Annotated in this window: 22 protein-coding genes; 15 read left to right on the top strand and 7 right to left on the bottom strand. The window is 41.7% G+C overall.

From position 1 onward, the window contains the following. Nucleotides 1-10 precede the first annotated feature (10 nt). Nucleotides 11-205 carry a hypothetical protein gene (locus CI960_RS07745; protein WP_005857491.1) on the top strand — a complete coding sequence of 65 codons (195 nt, stop codon included), beginning with the start codon at nucleotides 11-13 and terminating at the stop codon, nucleotides 203-205. Nucleotides 206-358: 153 nt separating this feature from the next. Here the strand turns inward: CI960_RS07745 and CI960_RS07740 are convergent, their stop codons facing one another. The 4 genes from CI960_RS07740 to CI960_RS07725 are packed head-to-tail and all read right to left on the bottom strand — an operon-like array spanning nucleotide 359 to nucleotide 2,210. Continuing rightward, complete coding sequence (locus CI960_RS07740) at nucleotides 359-1,114, bottom strand: BRO family protein (RefSeq protein ID WP_005857494.1); 756 nt, start codon at nucleotides 1,112-1,114, stop codon at nucleotides 359-361. Nucleotides 1,115-1,116: 2 nt separating this feature from the next. Next, nucleotides 1,117-1,365 (bottom strand): hypothetical protein, encoded by a 249-nt coding sequence (locus CI960_RS07735; RefSeq protein WP_005857496.1) that lies wholly within the window; start codon nucleotides 1,363-1,365, stop codon nucleotides 1,117-1,119. Beyond that, on the bottom strand, nucleotides 1,362-1,637 hold the full coding sequence (locus CI960_RS07730) for a hypothetical protein (RefSeq protein ID WP_005857498.1): 276 nt from the start codon (nucleotides 1,635-1,637) through the stop codon (nucleotides 1,362-1,364). The genes CI960_RS07735 and CI960_RS07730 overlap by 4 nt, the downstream gene beginning before the upstream one ends. A gap of 57 nt (nucleotides 1,638-1,694) precedes the next feature. Beyond that, on the bottom strand, nucleotides 1,695-2,210 hold the full coding sequence (locus CI960_RS07725; protein ID WP_005857500.1) for a phage antirepressor KilAC domain-containing protein: 516 nt from the start codon (nucleotides 2,208-2,210) through the stop codon (nucleotides 1,695-1,697). 51 nt (nucleotides 2,211-2,261) lie between these two features. Here CI960_RS07725 and CI960_RS23605 point away from each other — a divergent pair, with 51 nt between their 5' ends. The 8 genes from CI960_RS23605 (at nucleotide 2,262) to CI960_RS07690 (ending at nucleotide 8,950) form a co-directional block, all read left to right on the top strand. Next, nucleotides 2,262-2,864 carry a hypothetical protein gene (locus tag CI960_RS23605; protein WP_226766721.1) on the top strand — a complete coding sequence of 201 codons (603 nt, stop codon included), beginning with the start codon at nucleotides 2,262-2,264 and terminating at the stop codon, nucleotides 2,862-2,864. Next, on the top strand, nucleotides 2,798-3,355 hold the full coding sequence (locus CI960_RS07720) for a hypothetical protein (RefSeq protein WP_005857503.1): 558 nt from the start codon (nucleotides 2,798-2,800) through the stop codon (nucleotides 3,353-3,355). The genes CI960_RS23605 and CI960_RS07720 overlap by 67 nt, the downstream gene beginning before the upstream one ends. Then, nucleotides 3,336-4,157, top strand: coding sequence for a phage minor head protein (locus CI960_RS07715; protein WP_005857504.1), 822 nt, complete (start codon nucleotides 3,336-3,338; stop codon nucleotides 4,155-4,157). The genes CI960_RS07720 and CI960_RS07715 overlap by 20 nt, the downstream gene beginning before the upstream one ends. Beyond that, the gene (locus CI960_RS07710; protein WP_005857507.1) at nucleotides 4,154-4,579 is read left to right on the top strand and encodes a hypothetical protein; all 426 of its coding nucleotides are present in this window, start codon (nucleotides 4,154-4,156) and stop codon (nucleotides 4,577-4,579) included. The genes CI960_RS07715 and CI960_RS07710 overlap by 4 nt, the downstream gene beginning before the upstream one ends. Nucleotides 4,580-4,611: 32 nt before the next feature. After that, the gene (locus tag CI960_RS07705) at nucleotides 4,612-5,556 is read left to right on the top strand and encodes an Ig-like domain-containing protein (protein ID WP_005857509.1); all 945 of its coding nucleotides are present in this window, start codon (nucleotides 4,612-4,614) and stop codon (nucleotides 5,554-5,556) included. A 107-nt stretch (nucleotides 5,557-5,663) separates the two neighbouring features. Beyond that, on the top strand, nucleotides 5,664-6,077 hold the full coding sequence (locus tag CI960_RS07700) for a hypothetical protein (protein WP_226766718.1): 414 nt from the start codon (nucleotides 5,664-5,666) through the stop codon (nucleotides 6,075-6,077). Nucleotides 6,078-6,085: 8 nt separating this feature from the next. Beyond that, nucleotides 6,086-7,603, top strand: a complete 1,518-nt coding sequence (locus CI960_RS07695; protein ID WP_005857513.1) for a hypothetical protein — start codon at nucleotides 6,086-6,088, stop codon at nucleotides 7,601-7,603. 138 nt (nucleotides 7,604-7,741) lie between these two features. After that, the gene (locus CI960_RS07690) at nucleotides 7,742-8,950 is read left to right on the top strand and encodes a hypothetical protein (protein WP_005857515.1); all 1,209 of its coding nucleotides are present in this window, start codon (nucleotides 7,742-7,744) and stop codon (nucleotides 8,948-8,950) included. 351 nt (nucleotides 8,951-9,301) lie between these two features. Here CI960_RS07690 and CI960_RS07685 read toward each other — a convergent pair whose 3' ends face one another. The 3 genes from CI960_RS07685 to CI960_RS07675 are packed head-to-tail and all read right to left on the bottom strand — an operon-like array spanning nucleotide 9,302 to nucleotide 13,318. Next, nucleotides 9,302-11,620, bottom strand: coding sequence for a DUF6562 domain-containing protein (locus CI960_RS07685; RefSeq protein WP_005857516.1), 2,319 nt, complete (start codon nucleotides 11,618-11,620; stop codon nucleotides 9,302-9,304). 31 nt (nucleotides 11,621-11,651) lie between these two features. Next, the gene (locus tag CI960_RS07680; RefSeq protein WP_226766716.1) at nucleotides 11,652-12,674 is read right to left on the bottom strand and encodes a DUF6562 domain-containing protein; all 1,023 of its coding nucleotides are present in this window, start codon (nucleotides 12,672-12,674) and stop codon (nucleotides 11,652-11,654) included. Between the two features lie 26 nt (nucleotides 12,675-12,700). Then, complete coding sequence (locus CI960_RS07675; protein WP_154395422.1) at nucleotides 12,701-13,318, bottom strand: DUF3575 domain-containing protein; 618 nt, start codon at nucleotides 13,316-13,318, stop codon at nucleotides 12,701-12,703. 265 nt (nucleotides 13,319-13,583) lie between these two features. Here CI960_RS07675 and CI960_RS07670 point away from each other — a divergent pair, with 265 nt between their 5' ends. From CI960_RS07670 to CI960_RS07645, 6 genes are all read left to right on the top strand, one after another. Next, nucleotides 13,584-14,900 carry an ATP-dependent Clp protease proteolytic subunit gene (locus CI960_RS07670; protein ID WP_005857523.1) on the top strand — a complete coding sequence of 439 codons (1,317 nt, stop codon included), beginning with the start codon at nucleotides 13,584-13,586 and terminating at the stop codon, nucleotides 14,898-14,900. Nucleotides 14,901-14,928: 28 nt separating this feature from the next. Next, nucleotides 14,929-15,948 (top strand): hypothetical protein, encoded by a 1,020-nt coding sequence (locus CI960_RS07665; protein ID WP_005857525.1) that lies wholly within the window; start codon nucleotides 14,929-14,931, stop codon nucleotides 15,946-15,948. Nucleotides 15,949-16,016: 68 nt separating this feature from the next. Beyond that, the gene (locus CI960_RS07660; protein ID WP_008779747.1) at nucleotides 16,017-16,253 is read left to right on the top strand and encodes a hypothetical protein; all 237 of its coding nucleotides are present in this window, start codon (nucleotides 16,017-16,019) and stop codon (nucleotides 16,251-16,253) included. Between the two features lie 3 nt (nucleotides 16,254-16,256). Beyond that, the gene (locus CI960_RS07655) at nucleotides 16,257-17,540 is read left to right on the top strand and encodes a DUF2586 family protein (RefSeq protein WP_005857527.1); all 1,284 of its coding nucleotides are present in this window, start codon (nucleotides 16,257-16,259) and stop codon (nucleotides 17,538-17,540) included. 11 nt (nucleotides 17,541-17,551) lie between these two features. After that, the gene (locus CI960_RS07650) at nucleotides 17,552-17,992 is read left to right on the top strand and encodes a hypothetical protein (RefSeq protein ID WP_005857529.1); all 441 of its coding nucleotides are present in this window, start codon (nucleotides 17,552-17,554) and stop codon (nucleotides 17,990-17,992) included. Between the two features lie 120 nt (nucleotides 17,993-18,112). Beyond that, nucleotides 18,113-18,496 (top strand): hypothetical protein, encoded by a 384-nt coding sequence (locus tag CI960_RS07645; protein WP_005857531.1) that lies wholly within the window; start codon nucleotides 18,113-18,115, stop codon nucleotides 18,494-18,496. The last annotated feature ends 235 nt before the right edge of the window (nucleotides 18,497-18,731 follow it).

The raw sequence follows: 18,731 nt of genomic DNA, 5'->3' as shown, positions 1-18,731 counted from the left end.
AAAATGTATCATGGAAAACAAATTGTTTGATTATTTCAAGGATTCAGGTAAACTCTATGGGCTAAGTGGCGATCAGTTGGTTAAATTCCAACAAGCATGCAACAAAGCTGTATGTGACAACCCTACTTTAGATTTTAATGATCTTCTGATAGTCTGTCAAGTTTACCTAAACACTATAAGAGATTTTCCAGATATGGTTATTTAAACGATATGCTCTTTGCTATTTTTTCTATAGCCATTCGTATCTTGTGTTCAATAATCTCAGCGGTATCATCACTTTGCGTATTGATAACTATGAGATTCCCGATCAATAAAGAAATGTTGACTAAAACTGTTTTATCGTTTCCTTTTTGATTGTTCATTTTGATTGATTGTTTTTAATTGCATGTCTTAGTTTTTGACCATAAGATCTATTATCTCTCTGGTGATGTTGGTTCTCAATCCGGTAAAGAAGCTCTCCTTTGGTTCGCAAGTTTTCCATAGCGATCTTCTTCATCTTCTTATCATCTCCAGTGAGAACACGATCGTATGCCTCGTCCAAAGCATATTTAAAACTTTTGATAAACGCTCCTCTATAACTAGATGACAATCTATCATAGATATAGTTGAAAGATTTGATAAGATCCAAATTGTCGAATTTCTTATCAAAGATCAGCTGGCGGATGCGTTGAGCGGATCTTTCTCCTCCTCCAGTATAAAACTCCACAATTTGATTTTCCATCAAATGATCCAATTGCTCCGGAGTTGCGTTTTCAGAAATATATGCTCCATGTTTCCGGATAGCAGGAAGGATTTCCTTAGCAATCTTCTTTCTGAACGCTTTTGCTGTTTCTGATTTTGCCACCATAGCTAATTCATAAAAATCTGATTCTAAGATAAATAAATCTAACCCAACTTCTTGGGTCAAATATCTATCATCTATTTCCGACAAATATTTCTTAATATTGTCCCATCGAATTGTTTTGGTTATGTTTCCATTCCGTTCCCTCTCTCTTTCAAAACCAAGCCCAATTGCTACATCTTTCAAGTTTAGAAAAATTTCTCCACCTATCATTTGTTGGTAATTAATACCATCAATCATTTCTGTTACTACATTTTGAATTTGTTTGTTCATGATTACTTTTGTGATTTTTGACTATTGGACATAAAAACTTTACCATTCTTATCGGTTCCCACTGGATGAAATGTGGTCGTTCCTCTATCGTGCATCTGGATAGCTAATCTTGCGTCCCATATATCCTTCCAATTTTCAATTGAATACCCCATGAATCTGTGCTGGTTCTCAAATTTAAATTCTACATTATATAATAATTCGTTAGTAGTGAGATCAAGTACCTTACCAACACGCATTTTTACTATTTTCATTTTGCATTAATCGTTATTCCGTTCGTTATGAGGCTGCCATTATACAAACAGGGCCTTATGTATTCCAGTGTTTCAAAATTCTTCAAGAAATCATCTATCGCTCTTACGAACATCCTTTGCTCTAATGGATCTGTAGGAGCATCCTCACGTTTATAGATAACGCAATCTTCCCATGCTCCATTTTCCATTTTCTGTCTTCCTATATTTATTACGACATATAAATGATGCTTGTAATAATAAGTGTTGTTTTCTTTTAATTCGTATTTTTCCATTTTGTGATAGTTTTTAGTGTCCACCAATCCGAAAAGGAAAGGTGGACGTGGTTATTATTAAGCTTCTACTAATTCTTCTACTCTTTCTTCCCAAAGCTGGTGGATCAATGTTCGTCCCTCATGATTCCATCGAATAATTGACTTGAACGGAGAAGGTGACAATAAGGTTTGATGCTCATCTGTTACTTTCCAGCTACCGGATTTCCCTGTCAATACTCCCTTCTTACATAAGAATTGATTCAATACTTGAGATGTCGTTCTCAATTCCGTAGCGATAGTCGTAGTAGTAAAGTAATCTCGATTCTCTACCATACCAGAGTAATATTCCACCTTCGGCTTATCCTCTTCGATCTTGGCTTCCTGTTCCTCTACCTTTTGTTGTAGATGAGCGGATAGAAGAAGAGCATCAGAGAATTTCTGAGGAATCGGAAATCCTCCAAAATTAACGTTACCATGATCGAAAGGAATTGCAGATATAAATCCACTCGTTCTCAAGTTGTTAAAGGTGTAATATTGGATGACAGATCTAGGTTGATCGACTTGTATGAGGCGTGCGTACAACAAGACGCTCATATAAGGAGTGTTTTAGAGACGTTGGAATCCCAAATTATTGGGGAAAGGTATATGCAGGCAAGGCAAAACGCCAATGGTCAATATGTCCGTGATGTAGAAGCTACGAAGAAAATACAAGGGAGTCAATTCATCAAGATCATCAAGGGTATTGCCGAATCTAAATTGTACGGTTATACACTGATTGAGATTAACCCTACAACCGATCCTATTACGGGTAAATTGAATGACGTAAATCTCATCGAACGCCGCAATGTATTGCCTGAACAAAAGACCGTATTGAAACGTCAAGGCATATGGCTTCCTAATTGGGATCTTGAGGCTCCTAAATATAAAAAGAATTATATCCTTATAAACTCTGGTGATCTAGGCTTGTTCTCTGCCACTACCCCATTGATTCTCGCCAAGAAATTCACGTTGGCTAACTATATAAATTTTAGCCATACATATGGACAACCTATTATCCATGGTAAATCAGAGAGTGAGAATCTTGGAGATCGAAATAGGCTAGCCAACGATATCGCCTCAGCCGCCACCAATCGTGTCATCGTAACCGGATTGAAGACGATATCGATGTCAAAGCGTTTACCATGTCCAATAGCGAGAAGATTTATACGAGCCTTATCGAGCTGGTCAACGCCGAGGTTTCAAATTTAATACTAGGTTCTGAGTCTATGGCTGGGGCGACACAATCCTATGTTGGGTCAACAAAAGCCCATCAAGATATTTTCCGAGATCGCATCAAGGTTTACCGGGAATATATCGAGAACGCCATGAACGAGGAGATTATCCCACGACTAGTAGCTATGGGATATATAGATGACGGGTTGGAGTTTAAATATTCCGGAGGGTTGGAGATGAGCGTTGATAGCAAGATAGATCTCTATGATTTTCTCTCGGATAAGTATGAGATAGAGCCAGAAGAGATCGCCAAGGAATTTGGTGTTGTTGTAAAGAAACAATTTAATAATCCCGCTGGATGGAATGATATAAATGATGATGGTAAGGTCGACGGCAAGGATAACGTAGTTTCAGGTGGATCAACGGGGATTGTCGCCCCCACGCCCAGAAGACGTTATAGGAGAAGAAGTAGCGGTAGTGTAGCGAACTATTTACGGGAGGTCATGAATGGAAGACGAGATATTTGATGAGACTAAAGTCGATGATAGGACAGATAAGGAATACGAGTATTTATTATTTCTATTCGAACAATTGTTAGATAAATTCGATAACCAAACCATAGATCTTGAGGAATTTCAAGAGATCGTTGAAGCTAGGGTCATGTTCGCTTTCGGGCATTGCGTAAGGAGATTTGGCATAGACCTTAACGAGGCGTTAGATATAGTGAGGAATCATGATGAGTCATACTTGACCCCTTTTGAGATCGAAAAAAGAAAGGCTCTTGTTGCCGCTTTAGACAATCTTGTCGATTTCGCTACCGCAGAGGAGACACAAATGTACATGGACATGGAAGAACAAAATGACGATGATGACCCTGAGAGGATTTTCCACCTATACAATAATATATACGCTACAACGGAGAACAGGGATATAGACTATGCCTCATCCATAGCGGCGTGGTGGGTGAACCTGCCAGAGGAGACAACCTTAATGTATATGACACAAGGGGATGAGCGTGTACGTGATTCCCATCGTGCCCTGGAGGGGTTGAGTTTTCCGAAATCCTGTTTTCCCGAATGGTCGATCCCTCCTATTGATTGGCGATGTAGGTGTTACCTTGTAGAGTCCTTCACTAGACCTAATTACATGGATATTCAGGATATCGATTCCTTGATAGGTAACGCCGTAAATCCTATATTCAAGCGAAGCCTAGCGAAAGGTGGTCCCATATTTGGTGAAGACCATCCTTATTTTACGGTAGACAAGAGGTTTATACAGCCTATGAAGACCATATCATCCAATATTAAATCCAAATATAATATCGTATGAGTGAAAGTGCCGACATTACCTTCCAAGACACGTTAAATCAATGGAAGTTAGCACCCAGCAAGTTCGCCGCCAACTATTACAAAACAAAGATTGAGATAGGGGAAACTTATGTCAGGGAATTTAAAAAATCGTTTGACTTGAAAAAAATCCCCGGGACAGGAAGATATTGGAGAAACCGGAAACGAGATTATCCGCATCCGATATTGAATGAGACAGGAACCCTCAAAGAATCTATCACATATAGCCTTCTTGAGGGATCGGGGTTGCAAATATATACAGATGAGACTAAGTTCCCGGTAGGAAGGCGTAAGAGCGGAAGCAAGAGTTACGCAGCTTTTCATAACGCACCGGACGATACCTATCCACCTAATATACAACGTCAATTTATAGGCGATTCCCCATTGATCGAGCTTAAAGTATAAACCATATTATATAATCTTTTAAAAAGCATCATATGATCAAACGATATATATCAAATAGACAAATCGCAGAAGATACAGATGATACTCAAGACCCCATAGATCCTACGGACAACACGAATACGTTAGGCGATGTTTTTCAGGCCATAAAAAGAGCCATACTAACTGTCAAGGAGGAAGAAAATAACGATGACAGCCCTCCCCTATTCAAAACCGTGGCGATAGATACCGGTCAGTTCGAGAGGGTCATGAGTAAGGTAAATACCGAGTACGAGACAGCTTTCCCCGCTTGTTTTGTAAGATTCACGAACGTTCATTTTTTGGTGGCCCAGCAACGTATCGGGGAAGGTCGTGGTATCATTCGCATAAGATTTATCCTTAACAAACTGGATAACCAACATGTGAATTGGGAAACTTACCCATTTTATATAGCGGAAAGACTAAACAAGGCCATTCAGGATGCGAAAAAAGTAGAGGAAGCTCTTCAGGAACGATGTAACCTAATGTATTTTGACACGCCACAATCCACCAATATGCTTCAAGCTTACTGGCTTGATTACGAGATATATTTTAAAATAACATCGAGTTATAAATATGCGGATTGGATCAAGAAGAAAGTTATTACCCCTCCGTTCACCAACCATGACGATGTACCTAACGACAAACCTAACGTGGAAAGGCCCACATATGACGAATCATCAACATTCAACGATCTTATTGTCAACGCAAAGTCTATCCAGATAATGCCGAACAACAATAGGTTGGCCGTAGGCGAGCAGATGGTACTATCAGTGGTTTTCTTCCCAGACAATACCACTGATAAAAAGATAACATATGAGTCCCTTAATGACTCAATAGCTACCGTTAACACGAATGGGGTTGTTACCGGAATACAACCGGGGATGGTAAAAGTGGCTGTTGAGACCTCTAACGGGATAAGAGCATACAAGGATATTGTTGTGTATTTAAAACTAGGGTAATGAACAAAAAGACGAAACAATCAAGCAGCTGGTATTCAATAAATAAGGCACCCAATACCACAAATAAAGAAAACTGGTACACCATAAAGCCTGTATCTGTTCAACCTATGAGCGCTAGGCTCGTTAGTGTTCGAAACCTTGAGGAAAACGAAAAGTCAAACGAAATAATAAGACATACCGACGAGTTCATTGACGAGGCGAAGATCTACAACAGTATAACCAATGTCATAGTGGAGAACCAGCATCTCATTATCACGTTCTCAAGCGGACTCACGTTCGATTGCGGAGTCGTAAGTGGTGACTACCCTATATTAAGAAGTACCGAGAAGGGAATCGAGATGAAATATAATAGGGAACCAGACAGTGCCTTCAAGGTTATCGTGCCATCAGAATCGATAAAGATCAATTTTGACAAACTAACACAAGATCAAAAGGAGTTCTTGGCAATCAATACATGTAACTATTTAATAAAAAACATGACGATCGATGACAATGGTCATCTAATCGTAAATATCCAATAATCAAAAATATGGCAATAGTAGATTTAGGCAAAATCACATTCGTCAATAAAGGCGCATGGAACAAAGCGACAAACTATGAGATAAAAGATATTATATCATACAACGGAAGTTCTTGGGCAAGCTTGAAGAACGGAAACATCGGCAATGAGCCAAAAGAGGGCGTTAATTGGACATTAATGGTAAAATCCACGTACCAAGCCTGGCTTGAACAAGGAAACCAGGGAACCGAGGAGGAATTTCTTAACTCTATGGCTCATATCCAGGCTAATTGGGAACAAGCGGATAAGGGAGCCAAGGATTACATAAAAAATAAACCCGACAAGTTTGAACCCAAGGAACATAGTCATACAAAGGCACAAATCGTGGATTTCCCTACATCAATACCCGCAGATGGAGGAAATGCGGAAACAGTCAATGGGCATACCGTAGAATCTAATGTTCCTGCCAACGCTAAGTTTACCGATACGATTTATGACGATTCTGAGATCAAGCAACAAATAAAATCAACCCTTGAAGAATCCAAGCAATATACGAACGAGCAAATCGGTTGTATAGTAGGATTTGATACATCGATCGTACAAACCTTACCTAGTTCTGGTGTAAAGGGAATTATCTATCTTGTTCCTAAAGGTGATGGAAAAGATAAGAATATCCATGATGAATATATTTGGGTAAATGGAAAATTTGAGCTGATCGGAAATACATCCGTTGATTTGTCAAAATACAGCACAACCGAGCAAAACGACATCAAGTACGTAGCGAAAGTGCCAGGAAAACAGCTCAGCTCTAACGATTATACCACGGAAGAGAAAAATAAGCTAAGCGGTATCCAAGAAGGAGCAGAGGTTAATGTAAATCCTGACTGGGATGCTACATTTGGAAAATCAATGATCATCAACAAACCCACTATCCCTGTAGTTGATGTAAACAAGAAATATGTAGATGACAGCCTATTAAAGAAAGCTGACCTTATCAGCGGCAAGGTTCCATTATCCCAGTTGCCAGAGATTCCATCTCAGATAACCATTGACAGTGAGCTAAGCTCGACTAGCTTAAATCCTGTACAAAATAAGGTTATAAATGCAGCCTTAGAACACAAGGTTGACAAGGTAGCGGGAAAAGGGTTAAGTACTGAGGATTATACCACGGCTGAGAAAAACAAACTTAGAGATATAGCTCCTAACGCAGAAGCCAACGTCAACCCCGACTGGAATGCAACATCTGGTAAGTCACAAATCCTTAACAAGCCAACCATTCCAACAGTAGATGTAACAAAGGCTTATGTTGATAATGCGTTAACCACAAAAGCGGATCTTGTGAACGGAAAGGTCCCGTTATCCCAATTACCCGAGATCCCGTCTTCGATAACCATTGATAGCTCATTAAGCTCGACAAGTACGAATCCCGTACAAAACAAGGTTATAAATACAGCGTTGGGGAACAAGGTCGATAAGGTACCCGGAAAAGGATTAAGCGCTAATGATTATACTACAACCGAAAAAAATAAACTATCAAGAATTGAATAGATCGTAGACGAACCACCCCTAATAGAATATGAAGAGGATAGGATTAAATTTTCTACGCATCGAATATCCCCTAGTACTGGAGGGAGCACTAGCGGTTCATCTTATATTAATGGAGCAAGCTGCTCTAAACCTGGACTAATGACAGTCTCGGATAAAAATAAGTTAGATAGTATAGCTACAGGTGCAAACAAATACATTCACCCTACGACATCAGGTAATAAACATATCCCAGCAGGAGGAACGTCAGGCAATATACTTCGTTGGGGTTCCGATGGTACAGCCGTATGGGGAAAAGAGGTGATGTCAGAGAGCGATAAGAAAAAACTAGAGCAAGTAAAAATTATAGTTTCTTTCAGTCATACGTTCGAGAATCTTACGGAAACATCTACCGCAGATGATATTAAAGCAGAGTTTAAAAAAGTAAATTTTTCAGACATTGACGTATCGAGTGATGAGGGGTTAATGTATGTTCTTATCGCACATGGATTAGCTTATGGTGACGATCAATCCATAAATACCAATGATCAAATTTTTATCGGTAATAAATCATGTCTCGTAAACGGTAGTTATATAGAAGAGGGCACGAAAACGACAGCTACCTTAGAACTATCTTATATCCACAACCCAGGAAAACTTCGCACCACAATAATGACGGGTACAATAGATGAAACGAATACATATGCCTTTTCTTGCAAGGTTACGGAAAGCGGGGACGATGAGTATTATCTACCTTACGATCTTGCCACGATCACAAGCACAGAATCAAAGGAGAATATCTTGAGCAAACTTGGAGGGAGTGAAGGTGTGAAAAAGATTTCCGACGCAATAAATAAAGGAAAAAAAATCTTCATCGAAAGTTATGGTGTGGTTGGCAAAATCCCTGTGTCCTCTCTTAACTTTATTATTCAATCTTGGATATCATACGCTGTTCCCACAACAACAAATGAAGGTACAAACTTGATATATGTAAAAGTCTCTTCTAATCCGGAAGTGAAGATCGTTCATACCTACGGTTATAAGCTTCCCGTAGAATTTTTTGCGTTACAAAGTTCCTCCACCAGCGATGAGATCAGCACGACCATAGGCGGTGAAGAGGGATTGAAAAAAATCGTCAAGGCGGCCCAAGACGGGAATCGCTTTTGGATAGAAATAAACAAAGGTGATTTAGCATCCATTCAGCGTGTCGATCTGATGGTAGTCACCTGCTATAGGGACAATAGTGCCGGAGATATGTCTATCGGCTTTTTCGGGAAAATGGCGTACCTGTGGGGAGGTATGGGGGGAATCATTTTAATTTCATACATAAAATCATCCAATACCTTCACAATTGATATATTGGAAGCATAACCTTTCCCTCATTAAAAAACATCTATCGAAGAAAGGAAAAACAACTAGGGATATAAGAATCTTTTCTCTGGAACGACGGTGTATTTGTGGGGTGGTATAAGAGGAAGCATTATATCTATCCTATACAAAGCCCACCAACACTTTTGAGGTAGATACCTAATTCAGATACTAAGATCTCAAGTCTAAAAAAGAAATGTGCTCTCATTGTAAAATCCGAGGAAAGCACATTAATAAAGTTTATTTTTTCTCAGAATCATTCGAATCACTCCCTCTTTTCTTTATAGGTTAAGAAGAGAGGGAGTATCGTTGATTTTATTTTCCCAAAAGATAATTCTAACAGATTGGTATAATTTATTCGATAATCAATTCCCCTTCATTACTGTTGGGATAATACTTGCGTCCGGTAAGTCGGTTCCCAGCAACTTCTTCTGATTTGTCTACACCATTCAGAGCGCTTTTCAACGTTCCAGTAAAATTACACTTTCGAAGAGTCACCTTACCAGCGCTTGAGTTCATCCATACGCCAGCGATACCACCAATTTCCAATTGATCGCCAGCATCGTTGGCGTTGACCAGTGTTACATTTCCCGTACAAATGCAGTTTTCAAAAGTGTTTCCATAGTGAGCGATACCAGTAATGCCACCTACATCACAAGTCGATCCGGTTACGTTAATATTTGATTCAACATTGGAAATAATGATATTGCCTTCACCCATAAAGCCTATCACGCCTCCCACATAGGTACGGTAGGTTTCGCTTTCAGCCTTCACATAGCTGCCTTCGTTCACACGCACCGTCAGATTTTCCATGCCTTTATAAACATTCTTACCGAACATACCACCAACATAACTATAGCCTTCAACCTTCACGTCTCCTGCCAGCGTAATATTGGAATAAGAAGAAGTATAAGGTGTACCCGCAATAGCCCCAACATCTATACCAGCTTTAACGAACGCATTATAAAGAGTGAAGTTCATGACCTTTCCATCAGATGTAAACCCGAACAGCCCCATATCAGCATTCGAAGATGAATTATTCACCCCTCTCTCAATCTTTAGATTACTGATCGTATAACCGCAACCATCAAAAGTTCCTTGGAAAGCTTTATCTTTTCTTCCAATCGGTGTCCACTCCTCACTCTTCAAATCAATATCATTAGATAACTTAATCTGCATACCAGAGAAAGTCGTGCCACCATTAACTTCAGTGGCGAGAGCACGCAACTGTTCCACCGTAGAGATGAAATAGATAATCGTACCCTTATAACCGGACCCTTTTGCAACTTTCACCGCTAAATCTCCATAGATCTCCACGTTACCTCTATTAACAGTAAGATTCTCTACCTTGACTCCTTCGGGAATGATCAAGGTATTATCGGCAGTTGTAGCAGTCACCGTCGTGTAGCTTTCGCCGTTCAATGTCACCGTTGAGTTCGGAAGGTTAATTGTCAGATTACTCGTTGTCGGAGCGGTGATAGTAACTTCCTTCGGGGCAGATTGAACCTCTTGAGTATCTTCTTCAATCGTGATCGCAGCCGTCGTCGCCGGGATGGAGATAGAGACTGCTGTCTCGTTGTCTTGCTCGAATACCTTCGGGATCGTGATGGTAGCATCCTTTTTCGGAGCCTCAGTTACGATCACCTCGGTAGCTCCACTTTGGATCGCCTCGTCCACTTGATCTACCGTGGTTACCTGTTTGGTCTTTACCTCCTGATTATGACTTCCATCATAATCAGGTACAATCGTAACATTGAAATTGCCAGTGGCGGTAAGAAGGCTACCGTAGATATTGGTACGGTAGTTCCATTGAACCGGAACATTCTCCACCTTCAGTCCCTCCCCGTTGATATCCTTAATCTTTAAGGTAGCGGAGTTCAACATGGCTTGATCTTTTCCGGCATTCGGGTTCTCTCCCTCGGCGGGCACCAAGAAATAGGCCGTACCCAAGTAGTTATACGTTTTCGCGTCGGGAGCGGAACCCATCGTGACCGTCTCCGATAACGCAGGAATCGCCGCTTCGCCAAAAATCACCTCTGCCTCCGTGAAACCACCCACCGTGTTGGTGAAGGGGTTCAAGGTAGTAGCCACCTTGGAGAGGGTGATGGAAGAGTGCGTGTTCTCGTCAATGGTCAGCCCGTTTTTACCTGCGTCAGCGATATCGTCCGTAAGGAAGTTGATCTGAGCGAAGGGACGTTTTAATGTCACGTTCTCCTCAAAAGAAGCCTCGACCGCCTTATTTTTTACTACACCAAGGAAAGCGTCACGACTCTCATCGTTGGCCTTTGCATCATTATAGTCAACGGTGATGGTCTTACCATCAACTCCAAACGAATAAGGGCTATTCTCCTTATTAACGCTTGCCCAGAAGAGAAAACTATAAGTCTTACCCTTCACAAGATTAATAGAGACAGATTTTTTTTTCTCATTAAGCTCTACCGTCTTGTCTAATTCACTCAGATAGGTTCCGTTCTCATCGAACACATGGACGGTCAAATTCTTCGCCGTCGTTCCATCGCTAATCGCCTTGTTCTGCATACCGCCGGACAGCTCGACGTTGAAGGAGACCAGCGCCTCGTTGCCATTTCCTTGCGACAGCTCGTCATCGCTGGAACAGGCCGATAACAGCAACAATGCCATTGCCGCCATCATTGAATAAAAACATCGTTTCATTCGCTTAGTCGTTTTAAATTAATTAATATTGTTATTTAATCTCTATGTCAAATTTTCCATCGAAAGAGGAATCGATCTGCACGTTACCAGAAGATCGTGTGGTGAGAAAATTACCCCTAACCGTGGTGAGTCTGCCTCTTTGGAGCGGCACCTTGATACCATCGATACCGGAGAGTCGCTTGCCGTTCTCATCATGACAAGCCACGGTTACGCTCACGCCAGCGTCACCCTCTCCCACTATCACGTAGTCGAAACCCATAATGGCCTCACCATCCTTTATATCAGTCAAGACCGAGGGGAACGACACTCCTGTTCGCACATCCACCGGTCGATCCGTGTGCATATTGTATGTAGAGGGCATGAAACCATCATACAAGAATACGATCCGGAACTTGGTCATATCAATCGCATCCTTCAACTCATCCTTCCCTGGGATGGCATTTTGCAAGATAGACCTCAAATAATACTCCTTGAACTCCTCAACATCCGTGGTCACGAAACGGAATTTCGCCAATGGACGGCACATGCTGACCGTTAGTTTCTGACGACCTCCATCTGTGCTTGTATATAATCCTGTCTCTAAAACACCCCGAAAAGCATCTCGAAAATCATTGTTCCCCGCATGTTCACCCCGTAACTCGATCGAGGCGAAATCCTCCGTATCATAAAAAAGATCGCTCTTGCCGCCTGGCTCAACGAAGTCTGTCCACGCCATAAAACGATAATCACCCTCTGGCAAATCAAGGGTCATTCGATACCCCAAGGACTCTATCTCCGCATGACTAAACGAGAGCGTTTGACAAGGGATGGTCTCGAAAAGACTATCGACCCCCATCCGAAAAACACGAACTTGGTAACGGGTCTCATATGAAGGCAAATCCGCGGCCCGAGTCGCACCGACAACGATAGTTTTATAATCTGGAAGCTCTGCCCGATCTGAGGTGAAATCCAACCGAAGCTCTACCGATACATGATCCGGTTTTGGAGGTTCCGAAGTTTCATCCGGCCACTCATGCACGTCACAAGCGAACAAGAATAGGGATAGGAGGATCATAAAAAAAGGATATATGGAAAAAAGTCTCATGACTCACCTCCTCTCCCAAATGTATAAGTAATTGAAATATTTACCTGATCGATTCCGAAAAAGGTCTTCTGGCGGCTTTCCACCAAGGCTCCGTTCGACTCGTTTCGAAACTTGTCATAATGCAAGCGATAACATCCAGCACCCAACGAGAACTCCATCCCCCAGCGACGGGCCGCTCCGATCGGCATCCGGTATCCCACCGATACCCCACCTCCCAAAGCAGGTGTAGAGCCGTCCTTATCTTGATAGCGCCATCGCCTGTTATAGGCGAAATTCCATGATGCCACCCCCAGATGTACGCCACCGAAACATCCTTTCAATAAGGGGGTCCAGTAACGAAACTCTGGTTGCGTACCCAAGATACGAAACTTCGTATGTGACGAAAAATAATTGGTACCAGAGTAATAAAAGGGGATATGCAAGGAAAAACGATCACCGAATCCCAATTCTACCCCGGCGTTAGCGATCAGCATACCCAACGCCATGGCGTTAGTCTTCACCGTAACGGATATCTTATTATCCGAAAGAGAGTCCTTTCCTAAGGGCATGCCTTGAGCATGAGCTAAAGTCATCGACAAGCAGGTTAGTAAAAAATATACAAAAATTTTTTTCATCCCAACATATTTTATCACCTTCCATTTCTCCGATTCATTCTATCTAAGATGGAACAGAAAAATATTCTCCAAACATATTGTAGATTGCAAAAATACAAATTAACACTTTTACCCCCCCCCACGTTTTAACAAAAGTTAACCAACTTTTATTATCAACTGTTTCCAAACATGATCTATACGCCCAAAAAGAAGATACGGGAAGATCAAAAAACATAATTCTTATACCCTATCTATTCTTTTGTAAAATGACGTAAAAACAAAACCAATGAACACATCTAAATTTAAGTATGTAGTTGGAGAAGCGAAAGAGAACGAGGTTTGTGACATCCGATTGTTTTGTGATATCGATGAATATACCGCAAATTCATTCAATTCGGAATTTTTATGGGTTGAGAGTTATATCAAACCAAGTAAGATCAGGGTCTTAATCAACAGCTCTGGTGGTTCCGTGCTTTATGGTATGAGTATCTTCTCTGTAATTCGTAACTCCTCTATACCGACGGAATGTATAAATGAAGGCTTGGCCGCCTCCATGGGATCTATTGTCTGGGCCGCTGGAGACAAATCGTTAATGAGGGACTACGCTATCCTTATGATCCATAATCCCTTCGACTCAACGGAGGATAACAAAGACACAGAAGGGGAGCCAGACTACGTAAAAGCGTTCAGGCAACAGATAGAGATGATCTACATGAAACGATGGGGATTTAACAAGACCAAGGTAAAAGAACTCATGTCTGGCAAAGAAGGTACCGATGGTACTTTTTTTACAGCTGAAGAGGCGGTAAAAGCTGGTATCATCCCAGTTGAGAACGTACTAAAGACCTCGAAACAAAAAATCGAGAAAGTCAAGAACACAATAGAGGGTATTACGGACAACCACCTTCTCAAGGACACCATAACCTCTATATGTGGGGAGCTATCGTCAAATGGATCTGATAACAAGGAAAATAAACATTCTATCAATGATGTCTCTAATCTTAATAAAAACAAACAAGAACCTACGGAAGTAGAGAACAAAACCAAAACAAACAATATGGATACAGGACAAACTATCGATTTTAATTTTGGTGCTGTCGTAGCTTCGCTTGGTTTCAAGGAAAAAGTCGAGGTTCCACAGGTCATGGCTCGGATCACCGAGCTGGTCAACGTAGAGAACAAGCTCAACGAGGCCAACCAGACCATTGACTCCTTGAAGATCGAGAAAGCCGGTGAGGTCACCAAAAATCAAAACTTAACGAAAGAGCTGGAAAACGTAAAAGCGGAACTACAAGCTTACAAGGATGCCGAGAAAAAGGCTATGAGCCAAAAGATCGAGTCTATGGTTCAAGACGCAATCAACGCTGGCAAAATCGAGGATTCCGCTAAGCAGAATTGGATCGATATGGCAACGAAGAATTTCGATTTGGCTAAAGCGACGTTAGATTCTATCCCAGCCAGAGACAAGATCTCCACTGAGATCGAGAACGACAAGGACAACGTGGAGAAAGTGAAAGATAGCGTGCAAACAGTAGAAGCTCAAATGGCTAAACAAGTCGAGGCTGTTGTTGGTAAGGATTTCACTTTCGGATCGCTTAAGTAATAATAACCAAAACCTTAACAATTAATTTATGGCAAGTGTAAGTTTTGCTCAAAACACATATGCGGGTGAGGTCCTAGAGGATTTATTGACCTACACCGCACAAGGTAACGATACCTATAAAGAAGGGTTGATTCATATCAAGAGCGGTATCCAGTACAAATACACCCTTCCATCCGTAAGCTTGGGTGACATCATCCAAGACAACAAGCCTACGCCGACAAGCCCTACGGATTCCAAAGGAACATATACGTTCCGTGAACGTTATCTGGAACCGAAGGATTTCATGGTCTACCTAGAGTTCAATCCCCGTGACTTCGAGAAATACTGGAAGTTCGCTCAACCGGATGGTAATCTGGTATTCCGTGAGCTTGACCCGAAAGTACAGGCGACGATGTTGCGATTGTTGATGGACAAGAAGAACGCTTTCATCGGAGACGCTATTTGGCAATCAGTTAAGGATGGAACGTCTGGCGCAGATGGTACATTCACAAAACCTGAAAACGGAATTGAGCTTGGTTCCGGTTCTTATAAGTATTTTGATGGGGCGATTTATCGCATATTAAAGAACTTAAAGGAGAACGTGAGCGGCGAGACCGTAATTAACGCTGGTGACACAGAGTTGAAGACTGGCGAGAACATAGAATCCGCCATGTACACGATGTGGCAAAAATGCCCTTACCAAATCAGAAAGAACAATTTAGTTTATATCATGGACTGGGGCTATTGGGACTTGTATGATCAATACGTGACCTCAAAGCAATTCAAGTACAATGACAATACCCAAGTCAACAAATACATGTTCAAGGGCAAAAGAATCGTTCCTATCGTCGGAATCCCGGAGAGCACGATCGTTCTTGGTAATTTCAGTACAGGAATGGACTCTAACTTGTGGATGGGTGTCGATTATGCTAACGATACGGAGGTATTGAAGATCGACAGATTACAAGCCAACTCCGAGTTATACTTCTTCCAGATGAAAATGAAGATGGACGTTAATATCGTTCGTCCAGCAGAGATTGTCGTTTGGACAGCTTACAAATTAACTTAAAAAAATAACCCAATAATCATAAAGAAGGGGCGAGGCCAAGCCTCGCTCCTTTTTTTATACACATAAATATGGCAAGAATCAAGAAAGAAACAGAGTCACCCATTGAGGAGCTTATCAACGAACCTGTAGAGGAACAAGGTAACGAACTTGTCACTCCAGCACCTCAAGTTATTCCCGACAACATTGACAGGATATTGAAGATGTATCCTGGATATGAGAAACCTTATATAGACAGCAAGGGCGAGGCTTATACAAGCCAACAACCAAACGCTCACTTATACGAAAACCCCTATTATAACAAGTAAGACATGGCAATAGGAACAGTATCTTTCATCAGAAAAGATGGCAATCTCACGCCAACCTCTGTTGGCAACGATCATATCAGCGGATTGATATTCAACCTACCAGTCGAAACCCAGATGCCACCCAGCATAAAGATCGGTGACGTGATCCAGTTATTTTCCGTTAATGAGGCGATTGGATTAGGTATCACTGAATTTGAGCAAGAAAAAAACAACTTCTTTTACGGTATCCCTTATTTTCACATCTCGGAGTTCTTCCGTATGAAACCGGATGGATCGTTGTACGTGATGTTCGCCGATTGTTCTAAGAACTGGAACGCTATCAAGACCATCCAATCCGTAGCGAATGGAGACATCAAGCAACTGGGGGTATGGACATCTCAAAACATTTGGTCCACAGCGTCCAGCTCAGAGGATGACTATTCGCTCAACCTTGTTTCCGATATCAATACGGTAGCGGAGGAATTAGCTAACGAGCATCGCCCGTTATCAGTATTGTTAACGGGTAACGCCTCTTCAGCAGACTCCACCGGGGCAGTCAAAACCATCGACCTAAAAAAGATCCCGTCCTGCATAGGCGATTTCCCGCGCGTGACAGCGTTGTTAGGTCAAGGTAGATCGGATTTGTTAAGACAGATGCAAATCGCTAATCCGAAACATTCCTCTATCGGTTGCGTTGGTGTCGCGTTAGGTTGCGTAGCCGAAGCAAAGGTTTGCGAGTCTATCGCTTGGGTTAACCAATTCAACCTAACCTCCAAACATATGAGCGATATCGAGTTCGGCTTTGGCAATATCGAGCTAAATGACACAGGAGATGATTTTATCAGCATGCTACAATTTGAAGCGTTATCCCCAGCCCAAATCGACGAGATAGAGGAAAAAGGGTATGTTTTCCCGATCAAATACGCAGGGAGAGCGAACGGCACCTATTTCTCCAAGGACAGGACTTGCTCAGATAGCGATTATAGGACTATCGCCAGAAACAGGACCATAGACAAATCAAGACGTGCGATCAGAAACGCTCTCCTTCCTTACTTAAACTCACCGGTATTGGTAAATCCAAAGACAGGATATCTAGCAGAGATAGAGATAAAAAAATACCAGAATGTTGTCAAGAACATCCTAAGCACGATGGAAGGCAATAGCGAGATCTCTGGATACAGCGTGTTAGTCTCCTCCAACCAGAACATTCTATTGACTGACACCTTAAAAATAATATACGCAATCGTTCCAGTCGGCGTGACATCGAAAATCATTGTTGAGGAAGGATTCGCTTTAACTAACGCTTAAAAACAACAAATATGGCAGATAGTACAACACCGCTTATTAATGGGCGTGCTTATGACTGGTCCATGATCGAGATCTATTTCGGGTTCGCCTCATCGTCCGAGGCGATTTACGGAATCAAGGCAGTCAAATGGGAACGGAAAAGAAAGGTTGAGTCTAATTACGGTATAGGTTCACAACCCATCTCACGAGGTTATGGAAACTGGACGTACACGGCTTCTATCGAGCTTGATTACGCCACCCAGGTGATGTTCCAAGAGGCTTCTCCGGATGGTACGTTGATGGGACTTGGAGAGTTCGACTTGATCGTTCATTTCGCTCATCCAGATGACGGACGAACCGTGACCACCCCTTACAGAAATGTATCTTCTCCGAGGATGGAATGGAAGCGAAACAAGATGATACCGATCTTTCCAAGGAGTTCGATCTTAATCCGGGAGGAATCGATACATTAACCACATAAAACATTTATAAGCCAAAGGGCCGTGTGAAAAATAACACATGGCCCTTTTTTACATTAAACAATTCCATCACTGACCTTCTATTCTTTCATAAACAACAAAAAAGACAATTTTATGGAAACAGAAGAAAGCAAAGAGCTTACATTAGCTCAAGAAGAAACTATCAAGAAAACCTTAGAGGAAATCAGAAAACAAGATCCCAAGAAAAACAAAAGAGTCTACCCTATCGTGGTGTTCGGCGACGAATACGATGACAAGGATGTGTATATCGCTTATTTCAGAGAGCCGGATTTCATCGCGTTCAGTAAGTTCGTACAATTGCAAAAGAAAGACGAAATCGCAGCTGTCCGATCATTGGCGCATGACACGTTTATCCAAGGAGATAAGGAACTGGTGGATGATGATTCCTTGTTCTTGTATGGCCTGTCCACAAAACTGGTCAATATCATTGGTTCCCGCCAAGCCAAGGTCGCAAATTTCTCGATCGCTGGCAAGTAAGGGATGACGAGTGGCTAAGGCAACATATAGCCCTTGTCCGTCATTACTTTCCCAGCGTAGAACTATCCACTATTTCAGATGAAGATTTCGCATTGATCGCCAACGATGCTTTGTGGTTGCATAAGCAAGTCTTAACCACATCATCTGTTAGGCTTTTTTCTTAACTACTTTATATACCCCTCTCTAAACCCCTGCCGACATGATGTCAGTAGGGGTTTTCTTTTTTAATCAAGTC

The organism is Parabacteroides sp. CT06, from assembly GCF_002257605.1.
In the GTDB taxonomy this organism is placed as follows: domain Bacteria; phylum Bacteroidota; class Bacteroidia; order Bacteroidales; family Tannerellaceae; genus Parabacteroides; species Parabacteroides distasonis.
The sequence above is the reverse complement of the archived record's forward strand: the minus strand, read 5'-3'. Positions and strand labels throughout refer to the sequence as shown.